The following is a 17,707-nucleotide window of genomic DNA, read 5'->3' as shown; positions in this document are numbered from 1 at the left end:
CGGCGGGAACTGGCTTTTCCATGGCGGAACGACTTCCGCTTAACCGGCCAGTCCGGCTGTGCGGACGTCAGACACGGCGAGACGTCTACGCAAAGGCGCCACACAGCAGAACGGATAACCCAGCGCCGTCGAACGCCAGGGTTCAATATCAACACGGATTGGAGAAACATTATGAGCTACGCAATTGTAGGATTCGGCAAGATAGGCCAGGCCCTCGCCCAGGCCTTCGCCCGCAAAAACATCGACGTGACCGTCGCCAGCCGCCGGCCGCCCGAAGCGTTGACGCCTCAGGCGCGGGCGATTGGACCCACGGTCGTCGCCAGGTCGCTCCAGGATGCACTCGAGGCCGACTCGATCATCCTGGCGGTCCCTTTCGGGGAACATCGCAACGTTGCGAAAGCCCTGCCGAACTGGGAAGGCAAGACGGTCATCGACGCGATGAACGCGTTTCCTCTCCCTCCCGAAGAGCTGGACGACCTCCCGTCCTCCGCCTTCGTTGCGAAGTCGTTCACCGGTGCCAGGTTCGTGAAAGGCTTCAATCACCTGATCGCAGCCACCCTGGCGACCGATCCGGTCGTCGAGGGCGGGCACCGGGTGGTCTTTCTGTCCAGCGACGACGAGGACGCAATCGCTCCGGTGGCGGATTTGGCCAAACAACTCGGGTTCGCACCCGTCAAGCTCGGGAAGCTTAGCGAGGGTGGCGCGCTGGTGCACGCACGCGGCCGCACCTGGGGCCAGCTCATCTTCCAGGATATGTTCAAGAAGGAGCAGTAGTCGATCTACGACCGTATGATCGATGCCGAGAACCGGTCGCGCGCGCTAACGTCTTCGTGCAGCGCGCGACCGAATACGTCCCCTCATTCCCACTCGATCGTCCCCGGCGGCTTGCTCGTCACGTCATAGACGACGCGGTTGATGCCGCGGACTTCGTTGATGATGCGGGTGGCGGCGCGGCCGAGGAAGTCCATGTCGTAGTGGTAGAAATCCGCCGTCATGCCGTCGACGGAGGTGACGGCGCGAAGCGCGCAGACGAATTCGTAGGTTCGGCCATCGCCCATGACGCCAACGGTCTGGACCGGCAGCAGCACGGCAAAAGCCTGCCAGATGGCATCGTAGAGGCCGGCCTTGCGGATTTCGTCGAGATAGACGGCATCGGCTTCGCGCAGGATTTCCAGCTTTTCGCGGGTGATGCCGCCCGGGCAGCGGATGGCAAGGCCGGGGCCTGGGAACGGATGGCGGCCGATGAAGCTATCGGGAAGGCCGAGTTCCTTGCCGAGGATGCGGACCTCGTCCTTGAACAGTTCGCGCAGCGGCTCGACCAGCTGCATGTTCATCCGGGCCGGCAGACCGCCGACATTGTGGTGCGACTTGATGGTGACCGATGGGCCGCCGGTGAAGGAAACGCTTTCGATGACGTCGGGATAGAGCGTGCCCTGGGCGAGGAAATCGGCGCCGCCGAGCTTCTTGGCTTCCGCCTCGAACACATCGATGAACAGGCGGCCGATGGTCTTGCGCTTGGTTTCCGGATCGCTCTCGCCTTCCAGCGCATTGATGAACATGTCGGACGCATCCACATGCACCAGGTGCAGATTGTAGTGTTCCTTGAACATGGCGACGACATCGGCCGCCTCGTTCTTGCGCATCAGGCCGTGGTCGACGAGGATACAGGTCAGCTGGGAGCCGACCGCTTCGTGAATCAGCAGCGCCGCAACGGAACTATCGACGCCGCCGGACAGGCCGCAGATGACGCGCTTGTCACCGACCTGGGCGCGGATATTGGCAACGGCCTTGTCGCGATAGGCGGCCATCGACCAGTCGCCCTTGAGGCCGGCGATCTTGTGGACGAAATTGGCGAGCAGCTTGGCGCCATCCGGCGTGTGCACGACTTCCGGGTGGAACTGCACGGCGTAGAATTTTTTCGCTTCATTGGCGATGAAGGCAAACGGGGCATTGGGCGAGGTGGCGACGACGTCGAAGCCGGCCGGGATCGCCGTGACGCGGTCGCCGTGGCTCATCCACACCTGATGGCGGGAGCCGACTGTCCAGATGCCGTCATAGAGGGCGCATTCCTTGTCGATCTCGATGAAGGCGCGGCCGAACTCGCGATGATGACCGGCCTCGACCTTGCCGCCGAGCTGTTCGCACATGGTCTGCTGGCCGTAGCAGATGCCGAGAACCGGCAGGCCGCTGTCGAACACCACCTGTGGCGCACGCGGGGAACCGATGTCCAGGGTCGAGGCGGGGCTGCCCGAGAGGATGATCGCCTTCGGATTGAGGCGCTTGAAGCCCTCTTCGGCCGACTGGAAGGGCACGATCTCGCAATAGACGCCAGTCTCGCGGACGCGGCGAGCGATCAGCTGGGTGACCTGGCTGCCGAAATCGATGATGAGAACGGTATCGGGATGGACTGTCTCGGTCATGAAACGCTTCCGCTGGCTTGGGGGATCATGCCGAGCCTTTAATTAAAGGCAGCGACAAGCGCAACGATTACATTGCACCCGGACAATTTTGCGGCTTCAGACGGCGATTTCGCCTGATGCAACGGCCTTTTCCAGCGCATCGACGGCGGCCGCCAGCTTCTCGTCGATCACGTGCAGGTATTCGGTCCAGTCACTGACATGCTTCAGCTCCGCCTTGCCGTCGGAAATCCCGCGCAGGCCGATCAGCGGAATTCCGAAGGACTGGCACGCACGCAGGACGGCGAACGTCTCCATTTCCACCATATCGGCAGCAATCGTCTCATAGGTCGCACCGGAAACGATGTTGGCGCCGGTCGAAAGACTGGCCGTCTTGACGCCGGGAATGCGCAGCGGCAGATCGACGGTGACGGGAAGGTCGAGAAACGGTGTCGCGCCCTTTTCGAAGCCCAGCGGCGAAGCGTCCATGTCGCGATAGGCAACCGAGGTCGCCTGGTAGACCTCGGCCTGTTCAAGCTTTGCGGAACCGGCGGAGCCAAGCGAGACCACGAGATCGGGCAGGTTGCCCCGCCCCTGCAACTCGGCCAGCGTGCGGGTCAGCGTCACCGCAGCCTCGACGGGGCCGACACCGGTCATCAGCGGCGAGATGCGCTCGCGCAGGTGCACGCCGTATTCGGCATCGACGGCCATGACGTAGAGCAGCGTCTTGCCCGCAACAGGCTTCAGTTCGAATGTCATCCTTCGATCCCCTCGCGTCCGCGGATCACCATCATCGTGCCGGTCATCGAGGCGATCAGCTTGGCCGGGCCATCCTGCGAAATGGCATAGCCCCGGCCGTCGGAGACGATGATCGTCGTACCGGGTTTGGTCACCTCGCCGCGAAACAGGAACCTCTCGCCCCGGCCCGGCGACATCAGGTTGACCTTGAACTCGATGGTGAGGATCGAGGCATCCGGATCGATCACCGAATAGGCCGCATAGGTTCCGGCGGCATCGAGGGCGGCCGAAATGATCCCCGCGTGCAGAAAGCCATGCTGCTGGGTCAGCTTCTCGTCGAACGGCAGCTCGATCTCGACCGACCCCTGCTCGACCCGCGTCAGCTCCGCGCCGATCGTCGCCATGGCGGCCTGTCTGCCGAAACTGTTGCGGATGCGCTCGCGAAATTCCACCGTTTGCTCTCAATCGTCTCAGTTTCTGGTCGCCGTTGCACAGACAGTCGCATGGCGGAAAAACAAGGACAAGCCTCAATTCATGAGGAAAATCGATGTGTTGAGCAAAGTGGCAAAGGCAACCCAGGCGAGATAGGGCAGGAACAGCAGCGCCGACAGATAATCCTGTTTCCGGCTGGTGGCGATGAACCCGGCGATCGAAATCAACAGAGACAGGATGACGATCAGGGCGAGGGCAATTTCGTGAAGCCCGAAGAACAGTGGCGACCAGGCGAAGTTGAAGATCATCTGCGCCACCCAGAAGCGCATTGCGGCGGACTGGCGATGATGGAGAAACGTGCGGGCGCCGACAAAGCCGATGATGACGTAAAGCACCGACCAGGCCGGCGCGAAAATCCAGTTCGGCGGGTTGAACGAAGGCTTGGCCAGCGACTGGTACCATTCGCCGGGAATATTGTTGATGCCGATGAGCAGGCCGCAGCCAAGAACGGCGGCGATGAAGAGGATATGGATGATGAAGCGGTTCATGCGGCGGACATAGGGCGAGCATGGATCGCCGCCAGTCGGGCCGGACTATTAATTTGCCACCAGCTATCCCTATATCGATGTCATGGATGACAGCGACGTTTTCGAGATAAGGCGGGGCACCGGCGACGACCTGTTCATGATCGCCGGGGTGCTGGTCGATACGTGGCGATCGACCTTCCGGGGATTGTTGGCGGACGATTTTCTCGACGGCATGTCGCGCGAGGAGCAGGCCGTGCGCCAGGCGCGGCGCATGGGCGTAGCGGGCGTGTCCTATCTCGTCGCCGTGGAGCCGTTGGCGGGAGAGATCATCGGCTTTGCCAATTTCGGGCCGGCGCGCGCCAAAGTGCCTGACGATCTCCACGAGATCTATGCGCTGTATGTCCGGGCTGAGCATCAGGGTTCGGGGATCGGCACCGCGCTTGTTCGCTCGGCGGCACGACACTGCGCGGATCAAGGTGCAAAGTCGCTGTTTGCCTGGGTGCTGACTGGCAACCCTTACCGGCAATTCTACGAGAGACTCGGGGCAAAAGCGGTCGAAACGACCAGCATCTGGCTCGACAACAGGCACTACGAACAGGTTGCCTACCTCTGGGAGGATATAGGAAGCCTCTTTCAAAAGGCTGACAACCCATAGTCAGAGCTTGCCGATCCCGACAATGTGCTGGTCCCATGCAACCCTGCTCTGGGTTTCGCCGAATTGCCCCGAATAGGACGATGCAACGAAGCCATGCGCCGATGGTGCAATCCCGGCGGCATCGGCAAGGCTATCCTGCCGCACGACCTTACCCGTCTTCGCATCGATCGTGACTGCTGTGCCGCCCTTTGGCGAGGTCAGCCCGATCAATCCCTCGCGGCGGTTGACGGCGATGGCGCCGACATAATTGGCAAGCGCCAGCGTCGTTTCCTCCGGCAGATCGACAAAACGGATGTCCTCGCCGCGTGAAAACGAACCGGCAAGCGGCGGCAGGTCGTTGCGGGCACCTTCGTACTGGCAGGCGAACCAGACCTTGCCATCGGCATCGATATCGACGTGGCGGGTCGAAAGCTGCCGCAGATTGTCCGGCATGGCATGACGCTCGATCAACGCGCCGTTCGCGGTATCGATCAGCGCCAGAGACGGTTCCATATGGTCGAGATTGAGCTTGGTGCGGCCGAAATCCGGATGGGTCTCGATCCCGCCATTGGCGACCACCAGCATCTTGCCGTCCTGCGCGAGCGTCATGTCGTGCGGGCCGATGCCATAGGACGGAAACTCGCCGATGCGGGCGAAATTGTTCGTGCCGTCATAGACGCCGATCATACCGCGATTGTTGGCAAAGTCGTTCTCGGTCGCATACAGCAGCCGCCCGTCGGCCGAAAAGCAGCCGTGACCATAGAAATGCCGGCCTTCGATCGAGGTGATGACGACCGGCTCGACGCTGTCATCCGGCGCGAAGATCATCGCATAGGTACCGGGGCGGCGGGCGAAGGCGACGGCACGGTTGGTGACCGGCGACCAGGTCATGCCATGCGCACGGGCGGGCAACGGGACCCGCTCGATAATCTCTCCAGCCTCGGTCAGTGTCGCCACGCCATAGGACCCATCCGGCGCCATGAAGGCAGAGGCATAGATCGCGTCGGTGCGTGCCAGCGCGAAGGCGGCTTCAGGCGCAAGCGCCGCCGCCCAGGCGGCCCCCGCCATTGTCAGGAAGGTGCGGCGGTCGGTAAGGATTTGGCTGGTGGGGATGTTTCGATATGCCATGAGAACAGATCCAAATTGACCGGCTTGGCGTCTCCCTCTCCGCCATTCCTGTGCTTGTCACAGGAATCCAGCCACGCGACGTCCGTCGCGTGAAAGACGTCTCTCGCTCACGGACGTGAGCGGGCTGGATCCCCGCCACAGGGGCGAGGATGACTGAGAATCCGGAGAATCGCCAGAGAAAACAACCAAAACTAAAGCCAGCCCCGCCGCTTGAAATAGAGGAAGGGCAGGACGGCCGATAGCACCATCATGAACAGGGCCATCGGATAACCGAGCTGGAATTTCAGCTCCGGTATGACATCGAAATTCATACCGTAGATCGAGGCGACCAGGGTCGGCGGCAGGAAGACGACGGCGGCCACCGAGAAGATCTTGATGATCTGGTTCTGCTCGAGATTGATCAGGCCCAGCGTCGCATCGAGCAGGAAGTTGATCTTGTTCGACAGGAACAGCGCGTGATCGCCGAGCGATGCCGCGTCGCGCTGGATCAGCTTGACGCGCTGGCGGCTTTCCTTGGCCGCCTTGCGCGTGCCGATCCCATCAAGCGCCGTATGATAGGCAACGAGACGGCCGACGCTGACCAGACTTTCGCGGATGACGCTGAGGAAATCACCCTTCTGGCCGATCTGCTCGATCAGCGACTGAAGATCGCGGGTCTTTTTCGTGGCGCTGGAATTGCTCTTGCGGAACACCTCGCGCGAGATGCCGTCGATTTCGTTGCCGATCCGCTCCAAAGCGTCAGCGGTGCGGTCGATCATCGCTTCCAGAAGGCCGAGCATGACCAGTTCCCCGCTTTCGCAGGAGATACCGTTCAGGCGCTGCATGCGCGCCGCATAGAGGTGAAACGGCTTCGGGTCGGCATGGCGCACCGTCACCAGCGTCGTGCCCTTCAGGATGAAGGTGACGGGCACCTTGACCGGATTGTCGCCATCGAGTTCGGTCGCCGCCGTCATGGTCATGAACTCGGCGCCGTCTTCCTGATACAGCCGATCTGAGAGCTCGATCTCCTGCATTTCATCGCGCGTCGGGATTTCGATGCCGAGATGCTGCTCGACGATGCGGGTTTCGTCCTGGACAGGATTGAACAGGTCGAACCAGACGATCGGAGTGGTTTCAACCAGCTCCGTGGTGGGCTCAAGCAGGGCAAGGTGATTGTTCTGGCTTGTGTAGATGCGCAGCATATCGGGTTCCAATCTGGCAAGTCTGTCGACCGCCAGCCGAAACCCCTTGTCATCAGGGCCTGACGGTCGAGAAAATCGAAGCGCGACTTCGACTGTCGGGGTTCATGATCCGTTGATCCTTGTTTGTCCGTGTCCGCGAATGGGTCACGCGCGATCCATTGCGCCCATGTCCGTTTGTTGTCAACCGCTTGCGCGGCTGGAAATGCGGCCTGCGACGCTCAATCGCCGTCGGCGAACGAGAAGCCCGCGCCAAGCCCGATTGCTGCGCCGAAATCGAGATTGAGCCGTTGCAGGACATCGTTGGTATTCTGCAGGATGCGGTTCAGCCTGCCGCGCTGCTCGTCGTCGGCAATCGCCTCGTCGATCGGCAGATCGATCTGGTCGGCGTCATCGACGATGGCTTGCAGGACATAGTTGACAGCGCTGACGACGGATTGGTCCTCCTTCGGCAGCAGCGCCTGCATGTCGGCGGCGTTGAACAGGGTCTGCAGCGCCGTGAAGTTCGCAGAGAGCGCCGGCATGGTATTGCCGGAGCGCCAGTAGATTGCCATTTTCGGATGGCCCTTGTCAGGCGCGCCCTTGATGATGCCGGCATAGAACGGCCGCAGCCGCTGGTCCCGGATGCTTTCGACGCCGTGGACAAGGATGCCCAGCAGTTCGGTCGCGGCCTCCTTGCCATCCCTGTACAGGGGATTGGCCGGACCGGGATTCTTCCAGGCGGCCTGGACGCCGTCCGGCTTCTCCCACTCGGCATGAAGCTCGGCAGCCACGGACTTCAGATTGTCGGCGATCGCCGCGCCATAGCGGCAGCGAAAGCCGTTCGTCTCGGATGGCAGAACCTCGGCACCGGTCCCGTAGAGCACATATTCCAGCGCGCCGAGGCCTTGCGCGGCAACGCTCTTGCCCTTCAGGGTGTCCGCCGAGGTCGCCGTTTCGTCATTGGTCGCCAGAATGCGCTGGACCTGTTTCAGGCCCGTGCTCTTGCGATCGGGAAAGAACAGGAAGCGCTCGAAGCGGTTGCCTTCGATCACCGGTCCGACGCGGACAATCTCGATCGTCGACCATTGCTGGACGACTTCGTCAAAGCTCATCTGGACATCGCCGAGCGTCTCGTCGGACGGCTTTTCGCAGAGCATGTGCGCGGCCTCGGCGAGCGCTTCCGTTCCCTCCGCCAGGTCGCGGTAGCCGGGGCGGATGAAATCATCGACGGCCTTCTGCATCACGCCGGGCACGGCATCCTGTTTCAACCCGGCGCGTGGCGGCGAAATCTCTTCGGAATCCTGAGCCAGAGCGGGCAGAGACAGGAAGGCAAGGCCAAGGCCGAGAAGCAGGATATGCCGGTGGCGCATCAAAGAGACTCCAGAAATGTGATCAGGGCTTGTCTATCGGCTTTTTCAAGTTCGGCAAACCGGTCGCGGGCCTTTGCCGCCTCGCCGCCATGCCAGAGAATGGCTTCCGTCAGATTGCGGGCGCGACCGTCATGCAGGAAGAACGTATGCCCGCTCACGACCTTCGTCAGACCGATACCCCAAAGCGGCGGCGTGCGCCATTCGCTGCCCGATGCTTCGCCCACCTGCTGGCCGTCGGCAAGACCGTCGCCCATGTCATGCAGCAGAAAATCGGAATAGGGCCAGATCAGCTGGAAGGAATGCGCCTTGTTGGCGGCATCGCGGCGGGTGACGAATTTCGGCACATGGCAGGAAATGCAGCCGGTTTCGTAGAAGACCTTCTTGCCGGCCAGCGTTTCGGCAAAGCTTGCCTTGCGCCGCGCAGGCACCGCCAGGTTTTCGGAATAGAAGGTGATGAGACCGAGCACGGGATCGGGCGCTTCCGTATCGCCGAGGCGGGCCTGTACGCCGTCGGCCATCGCAAGACACGCGGCCTGGGCGGGCGTGCAATCGCCAAAGCTGCGCTTCGCATCAGGCGACGAGATACCGATGTCTCCGGCCAGCGCGTCGGCCGCCTGCTGGCGCACCGTGGCACTCTGCGCCTTCCAGCCGAAGCGGCCGAGCACGAGCGTGCCGGACGCCGGATCGCGCACCAGCGCCGGCCTGCCGCTTATGCCGTCGCCGTCCTTATCGTCCGGATCGGCCTTCGCCAGGATATCGGCCGGGTGAATGGCTTCCACCAATCCGAGCCCGCCCATCGCCTGGGTGACGCGGGGCGACAGCGTCGTCGTTTCATCGAGAGCGCCGTAGCCAAGGGTCTCGATCGCATAATGCGGCTTGCGCAGGAAAACCGTTTCGCCGCCGGCAAGCGTCACGGACGTCTCGGTATAGCCGATCTTCATATGGCCTTCGGCGGGAAGACCCGGAACCGCGCTGTCCTGCAACTGCGCGCCATAGACCGGATCGGGAAAATTCAGCACGTCATGGGCAGCAATGGCCGCCCGCTCCGCATCCGTTTTCGGCGCGCGGGCAAGCCTGAGAAACATCGAGGTTGCGTCTGCCGCGCCTTCCGGCGGATGCCCGCGTCCATCCTTCAGGTGACAGGTCTGGCAGGCACGGGCATTGTAGAGCGGGCCCAGACCATCCGACGCCTGCGTCGAGGAGGGCGAAGAAACCCAGAGCTTGCGAAACAGCGCATTACCGAGCTTGAAGCTCTCTTCCTCGGCGAAGGTGATGTTGGCGGAAAACTGCGAGAAACTGTCCTGGTTGATGGAAGCGATGGACGTGCCGGCACCACCGGACATGGCCTCGAATTTCTCCGGCCTGGAGAAGCTGGTGGCGGGGCGGGTGACGTGTTGGACACGCCGCAGGTCGGCGTCAGTCAGGTCGTCACGGGTGGAGGACAGTGGGATTGTTTCTGCAAGACTTTCTGTTTTTGCGGAAGCCTTACCCCCCTCTGCCCTGTCGGGCATCTCCCCCCTTGAGGGGGAGATGTCACGCAGTGACAGAGGGGGGTATGCCGCACTCGATGCAAACCTCTCGCCAAAAACGGAAAAGCCGCTCGCCGCGCAACAGAGTACGACAGCAAGCGGCAATCTCATACGCGGGAGGCCCCAAGCACGCATTCAGAAAAAACCGGGCCGCTCACCGGAAGCGGCGGCCCGCCTTTGCTTTCTCATTGGAAGACAGCGTTAGGATTATCCAGGCTGTCGGAACCTTCAAGCTCGATCGTACCGAGATCCAGCGACGCAATGACGCGCTCCACCGTCTTTGCCTGCGCAACGAGGCCATCGATGGCCGCCTGGACGACGGCATTGCCCTCGGTGTTGCCCTCGCCGATCATCTGGTCGTATTTTTCGACCGTCTCGCCGCGCTTGGCCATGGCTTCCATGGCCGCCATGGTGGTGGCCAGCTTTTCCTTCATTTCCTTGTCGAGCGCCGGATCCTTGGCGGCGACGAGTTCGGACAGCGAAGGACCCGTCAGCTTGGTTCCGTCGACCTTGGTGTACTCGCCAAGATAGGCCGCCTGGATGCCGATCGCGTCGTGCAGATGCGAGTTGTAGGTATTGTCGGAGAAGCAATCATGCTCTTCTTCGGGATCATGCAGCAGCAGGCCGAGCTTCATGCGCTCGCCGGCCAGTTCGCCGTAGGACAGCGAGCCCATGCCCGTCAGGATCGCGCCGATGCCGGCCTTGGGGTCGGCTTCGACGTTTTTGGTGGCAGCGCCGTCCGGCGCCCAGTTGGCGACCATGTCCTTGAGGTCGGAAACCAGCAGGTCGCTGGCAGCCTTCAGATAGGCGGCGCGGCGGTCGCAATTGCCGTTGGTGCAGGCTTTCGTGTCGTAGTCGGTGAAGGGGCGATTGCCGGCGCCCGGGCCGGTGCCGTTCAGGTCCTGGCCCCAGAGCAGGAACTCGATGGCGTGGTAACCGGTGGCGACATTGGCCTCGATGCCGCCTGCTTCCTGCAGCGTGCCCGACAGGAATTCCGGCGTGATATTGGTGGCATCAACATCCTTGCCGTCGATCTTGATCGTCTTGTTGGCGATGACATTGGCGGTGAACAGCGCGTTCTCGTCGCTTTCCGCGCCATAGCTCGGATCGACATAGTCGATCAGGCCTTCGTCCAGCGGCCAGGCGTTGACCTTGCCTTCCCACTCGTCGACGATCGGGTTGCCGAAACGATAGACTTCGGTTTCCTGATAGGGGTTGCGGGCAGCAAGCCAGGCTTCGCGCGCCGCCTTCAGCGTCGCTTCGCTCGGGGTGGCGATCAGCGCGTCGACGGCCTTGTCGAGCGCCTCGGCAGTCGAGAGCGCGTCCGAATATTTGGCGAAAGCCACGTCGGCATAATGCTTGACGACGGCAGCCGCGTCGGTTGCGGCCTGCGCCGGCTGCAGCGCGAGCATGGAGGTTGCAGTTGCAAGCGCCAACGCGGCGTTGCGAAGGAATGATGTGGTCATGACCTCTCCTGGTATCTTTCCGAAGGAATTCGGCGTTCCCCGCCGCCCGGTGTCGCCGGTCGCGCAAGCCGCACGGCCCGGGATATGGACGTGGCTGTTCAGCCCGGTTTTCATGAACCAAAACTAAACTTGTGTCAAAGCGTATAGTTTAGAACATTTTCAATGTAGGAGGGGATGCGAAATTCGCAGGACAACCGGCACCGTTCAGGCCTTGCGCGCCATCAGGCAGAAGAAGAAACCATCGGTATCGGTGGATGCCGGCGTCAGCGTCACCGTCTTCATGTCGGCCGACCACGGCTGCTTCTTGTCGGTACCGAAGAGATCGGCCCAGACATCCGCAGCGGACAGGATTTCAAATTCCGGATTGTCCTCGCAGAAAGCGTAGACCTGCGCCTCGTTTTCCTCCGGCAGCACCGAGCAGGTGACATAGATCAGGTGACCGCCGGGACGCACGAAGGGGGCAGCCCCGGAAAGCGCTTCCTGCTGCTGGCCCAGCCGTTCCTCGAGATTCTTCTGCGTCAGCCGCCATTTCGTGTCGGGACGGCGGCGCCAGGTACCGGTGCCGGTGCAGGGTGCATCGACCAGGACACGGTCGAACTTGCCGGCGAGCGGCATCAGGCCGTCCAGCCGGTCATGAACCTGGACATTGCGGGTGCCCGCACGCTTCAGCCGCTCGATGATCGGCGCGAGGCGCTTGCGGTCGGTGTCGTAGGCGTGGATCTGGCCCTTGTTGTTCATGGCCGCGGCCATCGCCAGCGTCTTGCCGCCGCCGCCGGCGCAATAATCGAGGATCTGGTCGCCTTCCTTCGGCATGACGAGGTCGGCGACGATCTGCGAGCCTTCGTCCTGAACCTCGAACCAGCCCTTCTCGAAGGATATTTCGGCGGTGACGTTCGGCAGGCGCGAGGCGCCCTCGCCCGCCTTGACGCGGATACCATGCCGGGCAATCGCGGTCGGCTCGACGGCGCTGCGATCCAGCGCCTTCAGGACCTTTTCACGCGTTGCCTTCAAGGTGTTGACACGCAGGTCGAGTGCCGGGCGACCAGCCAGGGCCTGTGCCTCGGCGAGCCAGTCTTCATCGAAATTATCTTCAAAGGAAGGCTGAACCCATTCCGGGATATCGCCCTGTACGTGCAGGGGCGCATGTTCGAGCTTGCGGCTGGCAAAAGCCGCGACCATTGCATCCGTGAGGGGCTCGGGGGCGAACTTGTCGCCCTCCAGTTCACCGGCCAGTTGCTCGGGCGAAACGCCCCACTGGCGGAACATGACGGCATGGCCGAGTGCGGCGGCGCTGTCGCTGTCCATCAGGTAAGCGTGCGACAGCTTCATGCGCAGGGCATCATAGACGATATTGCCGATCGCGGCACGGTCACCGGACCCGGCAAAACGATGTGCCAATCCCCAATCCTTGAGGGCATCGGCAACGGGACGCTTGCGCGTCTCTATGTCAGCAAGAACCTCAATGGCTCCGGCGAGCCTGCCACCCAGTCGCATCTTTCAAACTCCATTTTCCGCCGTGGTAGCGGTGATGGCCGTCAAGAGCAAGCCGCGAGGCGCTGGCACGTGACGATTGCTGGCCAGATGCGAGGTTGTGGCCGATGTGGAAGGCAAAGGCCTTCCTCGATCGAACCGGATCAAACCCGGCCGGAACAAAACCCGGACAGGCACGTTTACTGTCAGCTGACGACGCGATAACAGACGCTGGCGGTTCCCGAGCGGATCATGCCGATATGGGAGGCAGCAGCCTTGGAAAGATCGATGACGCGGCCGCGGATGAAGGGGCCACGATCATTGATGCGAACGACGACAGTCTTGCCGTTGCGCTTGTTGGTGACGGCGACCTTGGTGCCGAACTTGAGATTCCTGTGCGCTGCCGTCAGATAGGAAGCGTTCATCCGTTCACCCGACGCCGTGCGCGAGGAGAGCGCGTACCACGATGCGCCGCCGCAACCGGTTCCGGCGGCATGGCTTGGCGTCACAGATGTAAGAGTTGCCCCCACGGCAAAAACTGCTGCCAACACAGCAGACGTGAAATTCATCCTGATCAAACAGATCATCCTTCGTTTGAAATTTAGTCAAGTCTTACGAAGAGTGTGCTTGTCGGGGTAAAAAATGGCGAAAAAGTGCTTCAACCATTAACTTTGCATTAGGATATATTGACGATCTACGAAAAATTAAAATTACGAAATTTTGAATTTCTGTCACATATCCGTAGAAATGCTTTGGAATCAGCCATTAAACCGGGAACAGTCGGTAGCGCCGACTCGAACTCTTTTTTGCGCATCAAAAACGATTCAATTTTTTGAAATTGGCTAAATTTTACCGATTGGGAAGCTAGAATTCCACAAATACACTCTTTGGTTGCGATCAATTGACAGCGAAAATGCAGTCTTATTGTCAATCCGACAGCTCAAATATCTGGCTGCTGGACAATATTTCGCGGCAACTTTCAAAGTTCGATGAGAAATAGCTCATAGACTGCATTCGGAGATCGTTACTTGAAAGATCAACCCCGCCAATGATGACCGCTCCACAAATCCGCTAGCGAAATGCGATAGTCCGGAAAGCGAAAGACGAAGCCGAGATCGCGCAGACGCTTGTTGGAAACCCGCTTGTTCTCCCCATAGAAGGACCGCGCCATCGGCGAAAGCTCGGCGGTCTCAAAGGGGATTTCCGGAGGCGGCGCCACCCCCATCAGACGCGCGGCCTCTGCCACGACATCCTGCGGCGGCGCGGGCTCGTGATCCGTGACATTGAAGATGCCGCCGATGGAGCGCCCGGACAGGAACACCGCGGCAGCGGCGATATCCTCGACGCGAATTCGGTTGAACACCTGGTTTGGCTTGATTAGCCGGCGGGCCGTGCCGGCGGCAAGATTGCAGAAGGCGTTGCGGCCGGGACCGTAAATACCGGAAAGCCGCAGCACCGCGACCGGGATATTGCTCTCTTCACCAAAGGCGAGCCAGGCTTTTTCGGCTGCGACACGCTCCACCGAGCGGGCCGAGACCGGCTCCAGAGACGCCTCCTCCGTTACCCACGCGCCGCCATGATCGCCATAGACACCGACGGTCGAGAGATAGCCCACCCATTTCAGGTTCGGCATCAGTTCGGCAATCGGCGGCGTTTCCGGACGCATCATCGGATCGCCGTCACGGCCCGGCGCGATGGACTGGATCAGATGCGTCGCACGTTTCATCACGGCGGCGAGTTCCGGCGAAATATTGGCGCCGTCATAGACAAGGGCATCGATGCCGCGCTGACGAAGGCCGGCGACCTTGTCTTCCGAGCGTGTGGTCCCCGTCACCGATTGCGCCAATGGCAAAAAGGCTTCGGCAATGGCCGAGCCGGAAAACCCGGCACCAAGAATCAGAACATGCATCAGATAACTCCTGCCAGTTTCCATTCGGCGAGAACCTCGGGATCGGCGTCGCCATGCCGTCTTGCCGCAAAACCCGAGAAATCGCCAGTGGTCATCAGCCGCGATAGCGCCCAGACGGCCATCCCGCGCACCGTTGGCGATATGTCGCTCGACAGGGCAACGCAGATATCAATCAGGCCCGCGTCGCCGGAATTGCCCGCGGCGATCAGACAGTTGCGAACAAACCGGTCGCGGCCGATGCGCTTGACCGGCGAGCCGGAGAAGAACGAACGGAACCGGATATCGTCGAGTGTCAGAAGAAACGACAGCTGCGGCGCCTTCAGATCCTCGCGCGCCTTCAGCTTCATTTCCGAAGCCGCGGCAGCGAATTTGTTCCAGGGACAGGCGGCAAGACAATCGTCGCAGCCGTAGATGCGGTTGCCGATCAACGGGCGGATGGCAGGGTCGATCGGCCCCTTGTGTTCGATCGTCAGATAGGAGATGCAGCGGCGCGCATCGATCTTGTAAGGTGCAGGAAAGGCATCCGTCGGGCAGGCGTCGAGGCAGGCGCGGCAGGAGCCGCAGTGGTCCCGTTCCGGCTCGTCTGTGAACAGGTCGGCCGTGGTGAAGAGGCTGCCCAGAAACAGCCAGGAGCCGAATTCGCGGCTGACGAGGTTGGTATGCTTGCCCTGCCAGCCGAGGCCCGCCTGCTCGGCAAGCGGCTTCTCCATCACCGGCGCCGTATCGACGAAGACCTTGACGTCTTCGCCGGCCCTTGCGGCGAAACGGGTCGCGACGTCCTTCAGCTTGCCCTTGATGACATCGTGATAGTCGCGGTTCTGCGCATAGACGGAAATCGCGCCGCGATCAGGCTTGGAGAGGATCGAGCGCGGGTCCTCGCCGGGACCGTAGTTCATGCCGAACAGTACGACCGAACGCACGTCACTCCACAACACACGCGGGTCGGACCGGCGGGCAGCCGTTTCCGCCATCCAGTCCATCGTGCCGTGATATCCGTGATCCAGAAAATCGGCGAGCCGTTCCGGCGCGTGTGGAATCGAGTCGGGAAGCGTTACCCGGCAGACATCGAAACCCTTGTCGCGGGCCTCGTCCTTCAGGAAGCGGGTGAGCGTCCGGCGCCTCTTGTCATGCTTCTCCTCATGGAGTGCATCGGCGGACACGGACGTCTCCTATTGCTGGAGCATGATGCTGACCGAAAACCGCATCGCACTTTTCGGCATCATGCTCTAAAAATCCAGATCGGCGTAGTGGGAAACGGGCGTCACGCCACGCACGCGCTCGGCAAGCAGCGGGCGGAAGGACGGCCGCGATTTCAGCCGCTGGTACCAGTCCTTGACGGCCGGCGCCTCCGACCAGTCGATCTCGCCAAGGTAGTCCAGAACCGAGATGGCGGCCGCGGCAGCCAGATCGGCATAGGACAGCCGGTCGCCGGCGAGATAGGTGCGCGAGCCTGCAAGCCAGGCCAGGTATTTCAGGTGCTGGCGAATATTCGAGCGCGAGGTGCGCAGCATCTTCGAATCCGGCGCACCGCCGCCCTGGTCCGGCGTCATCTGCAACTTGAAGATGCGTTCGCGCACCAGCGGCCGCGTCACGTCGGCTTCCATCTTCTGCAGGAACCATTCGACCAGCCGGCGGATCTCGGCGCGCTGGAAGGGATCCTCGGCCAGCAGCCGGCGGTCGCGCTTCAGAACGCCGTTGGTTTCATCCAGATATTCGGAAATCACCGTCGCGCCACAGAGCGCCCGCATGCTGTCATCGACATAGACCGGAAGCGTGCCGGCCGGATTGAGTGTCAGGAAATCGCGCCGCTTCTCCCAGGGCTGTTCCTCCGCCAGTTCCGTCTGATAGCCATATTCCGAAAGGATCAGGCGGACGAACCGGGAAGAGGTGGACATGGGGTGGTGATAAAGTGTCGGCATCGGATATCGGGTTTCGTCAGTTCGATTGGGAGGGGACGGTTTTGTCGCGGTGGTTTCGTCTGGCCACGGCGCGTTTGAAAAAGCTATAGGAACTTGCTGCCGCAAATACAAGCGAATCAGCCAATGCCCTTCGATGGTCCCAAACCCTAACCTCCAATGCTTCAGGGATGCTTAATTCATGGCCGATCAATCGATCATCAGCGCGCTCATTCTTGGCCTCATAGAAGGTCTGACCGAATTCATTCCGGTGTCATCCACAGCCCATGTGCTGCTCGCCGGACATTTTCTCGGCTTCAAGTCGCCAGGCAACACGTTTGCCGTCCTCATTCAACTCGGCGCGATCCTTGCCATTCTGCTGGTCTATTTCCAGCGGCTGCTGTCGATCGCACGTGCCTTGCCCTCGAGCGCAAAGGCACGGCAGTTCGTCCTGTCGATCCTTCTCGCCTTCCTGCCGGCCGCGGTCATCGGCGCCATTGCGCATGATTTCATCAAGAGCGTGCTGTTCGAAACGCCGATGCTGATCTGCATCGTGCTGATCGTCGGCGGCGTCATTCTCTATGCGATCGACCGCATGCCCCTAAAACCGAAATACCGCGACGTCATGGACTATCCGCCATCACTCGCGCTCAAAATAGGCCTGTTCCAGTGCCTGGCCATGATCCCCGGCACGTCCCGTTCAGGGGCGACAATCGCCGGCGCTTTGCTGATGGGAACTGACAAGCGCTCCGCTGCCGAATTCTCGTTCTTCCTGGCGATGCCCACCATGGCGGGGGCTTTCGCGCTCGATCTCTACAAGAACCGGGACGCGCTGAGCTTCGATGACGTATCGCTGATTGCGGTCGGTTTCATCGCCGCCTTCGTATCGGCCCTGCTGGTGGTACGCTCGCTTCTGAATTTTGTCTCCAACCGCGGCTTCGCGCCATTCGCCATCTGGCGCATCATCGTCGGCACGGCCGGGCTCATCGGCCTCTGGCTGATCGGCTGACTGCAATAAAAAACCGCATGCACCCCGTTTGAAAGGATGCATGC

General features: G+C 61.4%; 17 protein-coding genes. 3 read left to right on the top strand and 14 right to left on the bottom strand.

Annotated features, from left to right (window positions below):
* The first annotated feature begins 171 nt into the window (after positions 1-171).
* Positions 172-774 carry an NADPH-dependent F420 reductase gene (locus J2Z75_RS07380; protein WP_209849877.1) on the top strand — a complete coding sequence of 201 codons (603 nt, stop codon included), beginning with the start codon at positions 172-174 and terminating at the stop codon, positions 772-774.
* Between the two features lie 83 nt (positions 775-857).
* Here J2Z75_RS07380 and guaA read toward each other — a convergent pair whose 3' ends face one another.
* The 4 genes from guaA to J2Z75_RS07360 all read right to left on the bottom strand — a co-directional run bounded on the left by guaA (position 858) and on the right by J2Z75_RS07360 (position 4,114).
* On the bottom strand, positions 858-2,420 hold the full coding sequence (gene guaA / locus J2Z75_RS07375) for a glutamine-hydrolyzing GMP synthase (RefSeq protein ID WP_209849874.1): 1,563 nt from the start codon (positions 2,418-2,420) through the stop codon (positions 858-860).
* A gap of 96 nt (positions 2,421-2,516) precedes the next feature.
* Complete coding sequence (locus tag J2Z75_RS07370; RefSeq protein ID WP_209849871.1) at positions 2,517-3,155, bottom strand: 5'-methylthioadenosine/S-adenosylhomocysteine nucleosidase; 639 nt, start codon at positions 3,153-3,155, stop codon at positions 2,517-2,519.
* A complete protein-coding gene (locus tag J2Z75_RS07365) occupies positions 3,152-3,538 on the bottom strand; it encodes a PaaI family thioesterase (RefSeq protein WP_234937238.1) in 387 nt (128 codons plus the stop codon). The genes J2Z75_RS07370 and J2Z75_RS07365 overlap by 4 nt, the downstream gene beginning before the upstream one ends.
* Before the next feature lie 123 nt (positions 3,539-3,661).
* Positions 3,662-4,114: a TspO/MBR family protein gene (locus J2Z75_RS07360; RefSeq protein ID WP_209849866.1), complete on the bottom strand. Its 453-nt coding sequence runs from the start codon at positions 4,112-4,114 to the stop codon at positions 3,662-3,664.
* Positions 4,115-4,196: 82 nt separating this feature from the next.
* Here J2Z75_RS07360 and J2Z75_RS07355 point away from each other — a divergent pair, with 82 nt between their 5' ends.
* Positions 4,197-4,748: a GNAT family N-acetyltransferase gene (locus tag J2Z75_RS07355; RefSeq protein ID WP_209849864.1), complete on the top strand. Its 552-nt coding sequence runs from the start codon at positions 4,197-4,199 to the stop codon at positions 4,746-4,748.
* Here J2Z75_RS07355 and J2Z75_RS07350 read toward each other — a convergent pair whose 3' ends face one another.
* The 10 genes from J2Z75_RS07350 to J2Z75_RS07305 all read right to left on the bottom strand — a co-directional run bounded on the left by J2Z75_RS07350 (position 4,749) and on the right by J2Z75_RS07305 (position 16,678).
* Positions 4,749-5,855 (bottom strand): DUF1513 domain-containing protein, encoded by a 1,107-nt coding sequence (locus J2Z75_RS07350; protein ID WP_209849861.1) that lies wholly within the window; start codon positions 5,853-5,855, stop codon positions 4,749-4,751.
* Positions 5,856-6,046: 191 nt separating this feature from the next.
* Positions 6,047-7,036, bottom strand: a complete 990-nt coding sequence (locus J2Z75_RS07345) for a magnesium transporter CorA family protein (RefSeq protein WP_209849860.1) — start codon at positions 7,034-7,036, stop codon at positions 6,047-6,049.
* 218 nt (positions 7,037-7,254) lie between these two features.
* A complete protein-coding gene (locus J2Z75_RS07340) occupies positions 7,255-8,385 on the bottom strand; it encodes an imelysin family protein (protein ID WP_209849858.1) in 1,131 nt (376 codons plus the stop codon).
* Positions 8,385-9,896, bottom strand: a complete 1,512-nt coding sequence (locus tag J2Z75_RS07335; RefSeq protein WP_209849855.1) for a di-heme oxidoreductase family protein — start codon at positions 9,894-9,896, stop codon at positions 8,385-8,387. Before J2Z75_RS07335 ends, J2Z75_RS07340 begins: the two co-directional genes overlap by 1 nt.
* Before the next feature lie 203 nt (positions 9,897-10,099).
* Positions 10,100-11,380, bottom strand: coding sequence for an imelysin family protein (locus J2Z75_RS07330; protein ID WP_209849854.1), 1,281 nt, complete (start codon positions 11,378-11,380; stop codon positions 10,100-10,102).
* A gap of 204 nt (positions 11,381-11,584) precedes the next feature.
* The gene (locus J2Z75_RS07325) at positions 11,585-12,874 is read right to left on the bottom strand and encodes an RsmB/NOP family class I SAM-dependent RNA methyltransferase (RefSeq protein ID WP_209849851.1); all 1,290 of its coding nucleotides are present in this window, start codon (positions 12,872-12,874) and stop codon (positions 11,585-11,587) included.
* 182 nt (positions 12,875-13,056) lie between these two features.
* Positions 13,057-13,437, bottom strand: a complete 381-nt coding sequence (locus J2Z75_RS07320; protein ID WP_209849849.1) for a septal ring lytic transglycosylase RlpA family protein — start codon at positions 13,435-13,437, stop codon at positions 13,057-13,059.
* 449 nt (positions 13,438-13,886) lie between these two features.
* Entirely contained in the window at positions 13,887-14,759 is an 873-nt protein-coding gene (locus tag J2Z75_RS07315; protein ID WP_209849846.1) for an SDR family oxidoreductase, read from the bottom strand.
* Positions 14,759-15,919, bottom strand: a complete 1,161-nt coding sequence (gene queG, locus J2Z75_RS07310) for a tRNA epoxyqueuosine(34) reductase QueG (protein ID WP_209849843.1) — start codon at positions 15,917-15,919, stop codon at positions 14,759-14,761. Before queG ends, J2Z75_RS07315 begins: the two co-directional genes overlap by 1 nt.
* A gap of 66 nt (positions 15,920-15,985) precedes the next feature.
* Complete coding sequence (locus J2Z75_RS07305) at positions 15,986-16,678, bottom strand: glutathione S-transferase family protein (protein ID WP_209849840.1); 693 nt, start codon at positions 16,676-16,678, stop codon at positions 15,986-15,988.
* A 178-nt stretch (positions 16,679-16,856) separates the two neighbouring features.
* Here J2Z75_RS07305 and J2Z75_RS07300 point away from each other — a divergent pair, with 178 nt between their 5' ends.
* A complete protein-coding gene (locus tag J2Z75_RS07300; protein ID WP_209849838.1) occupies positions 16,857-17,663 on the top strand; it encodes an undecaprenyl-diphosphate phosphatase in 807 nt (268 codons plus the stop codon).
* The last annotated feature ends 44 nt before the right edge of the window (positions 17,664-17,707 follow it).

It is taken from the genome of Rhizobium herbae (assembly GCF_017873135.1).
GTDB lineage: Bacteria > Pseudomonadota > Alphaproteobacteria > Rhizobiales > Rhizobiaceae > Pararhizobium > Pararhizobium herbae.
Note: the sequence above shows the minus strand (reverse complement) of the source record. Positions and strands in the feature narration are given on the sequence as shown.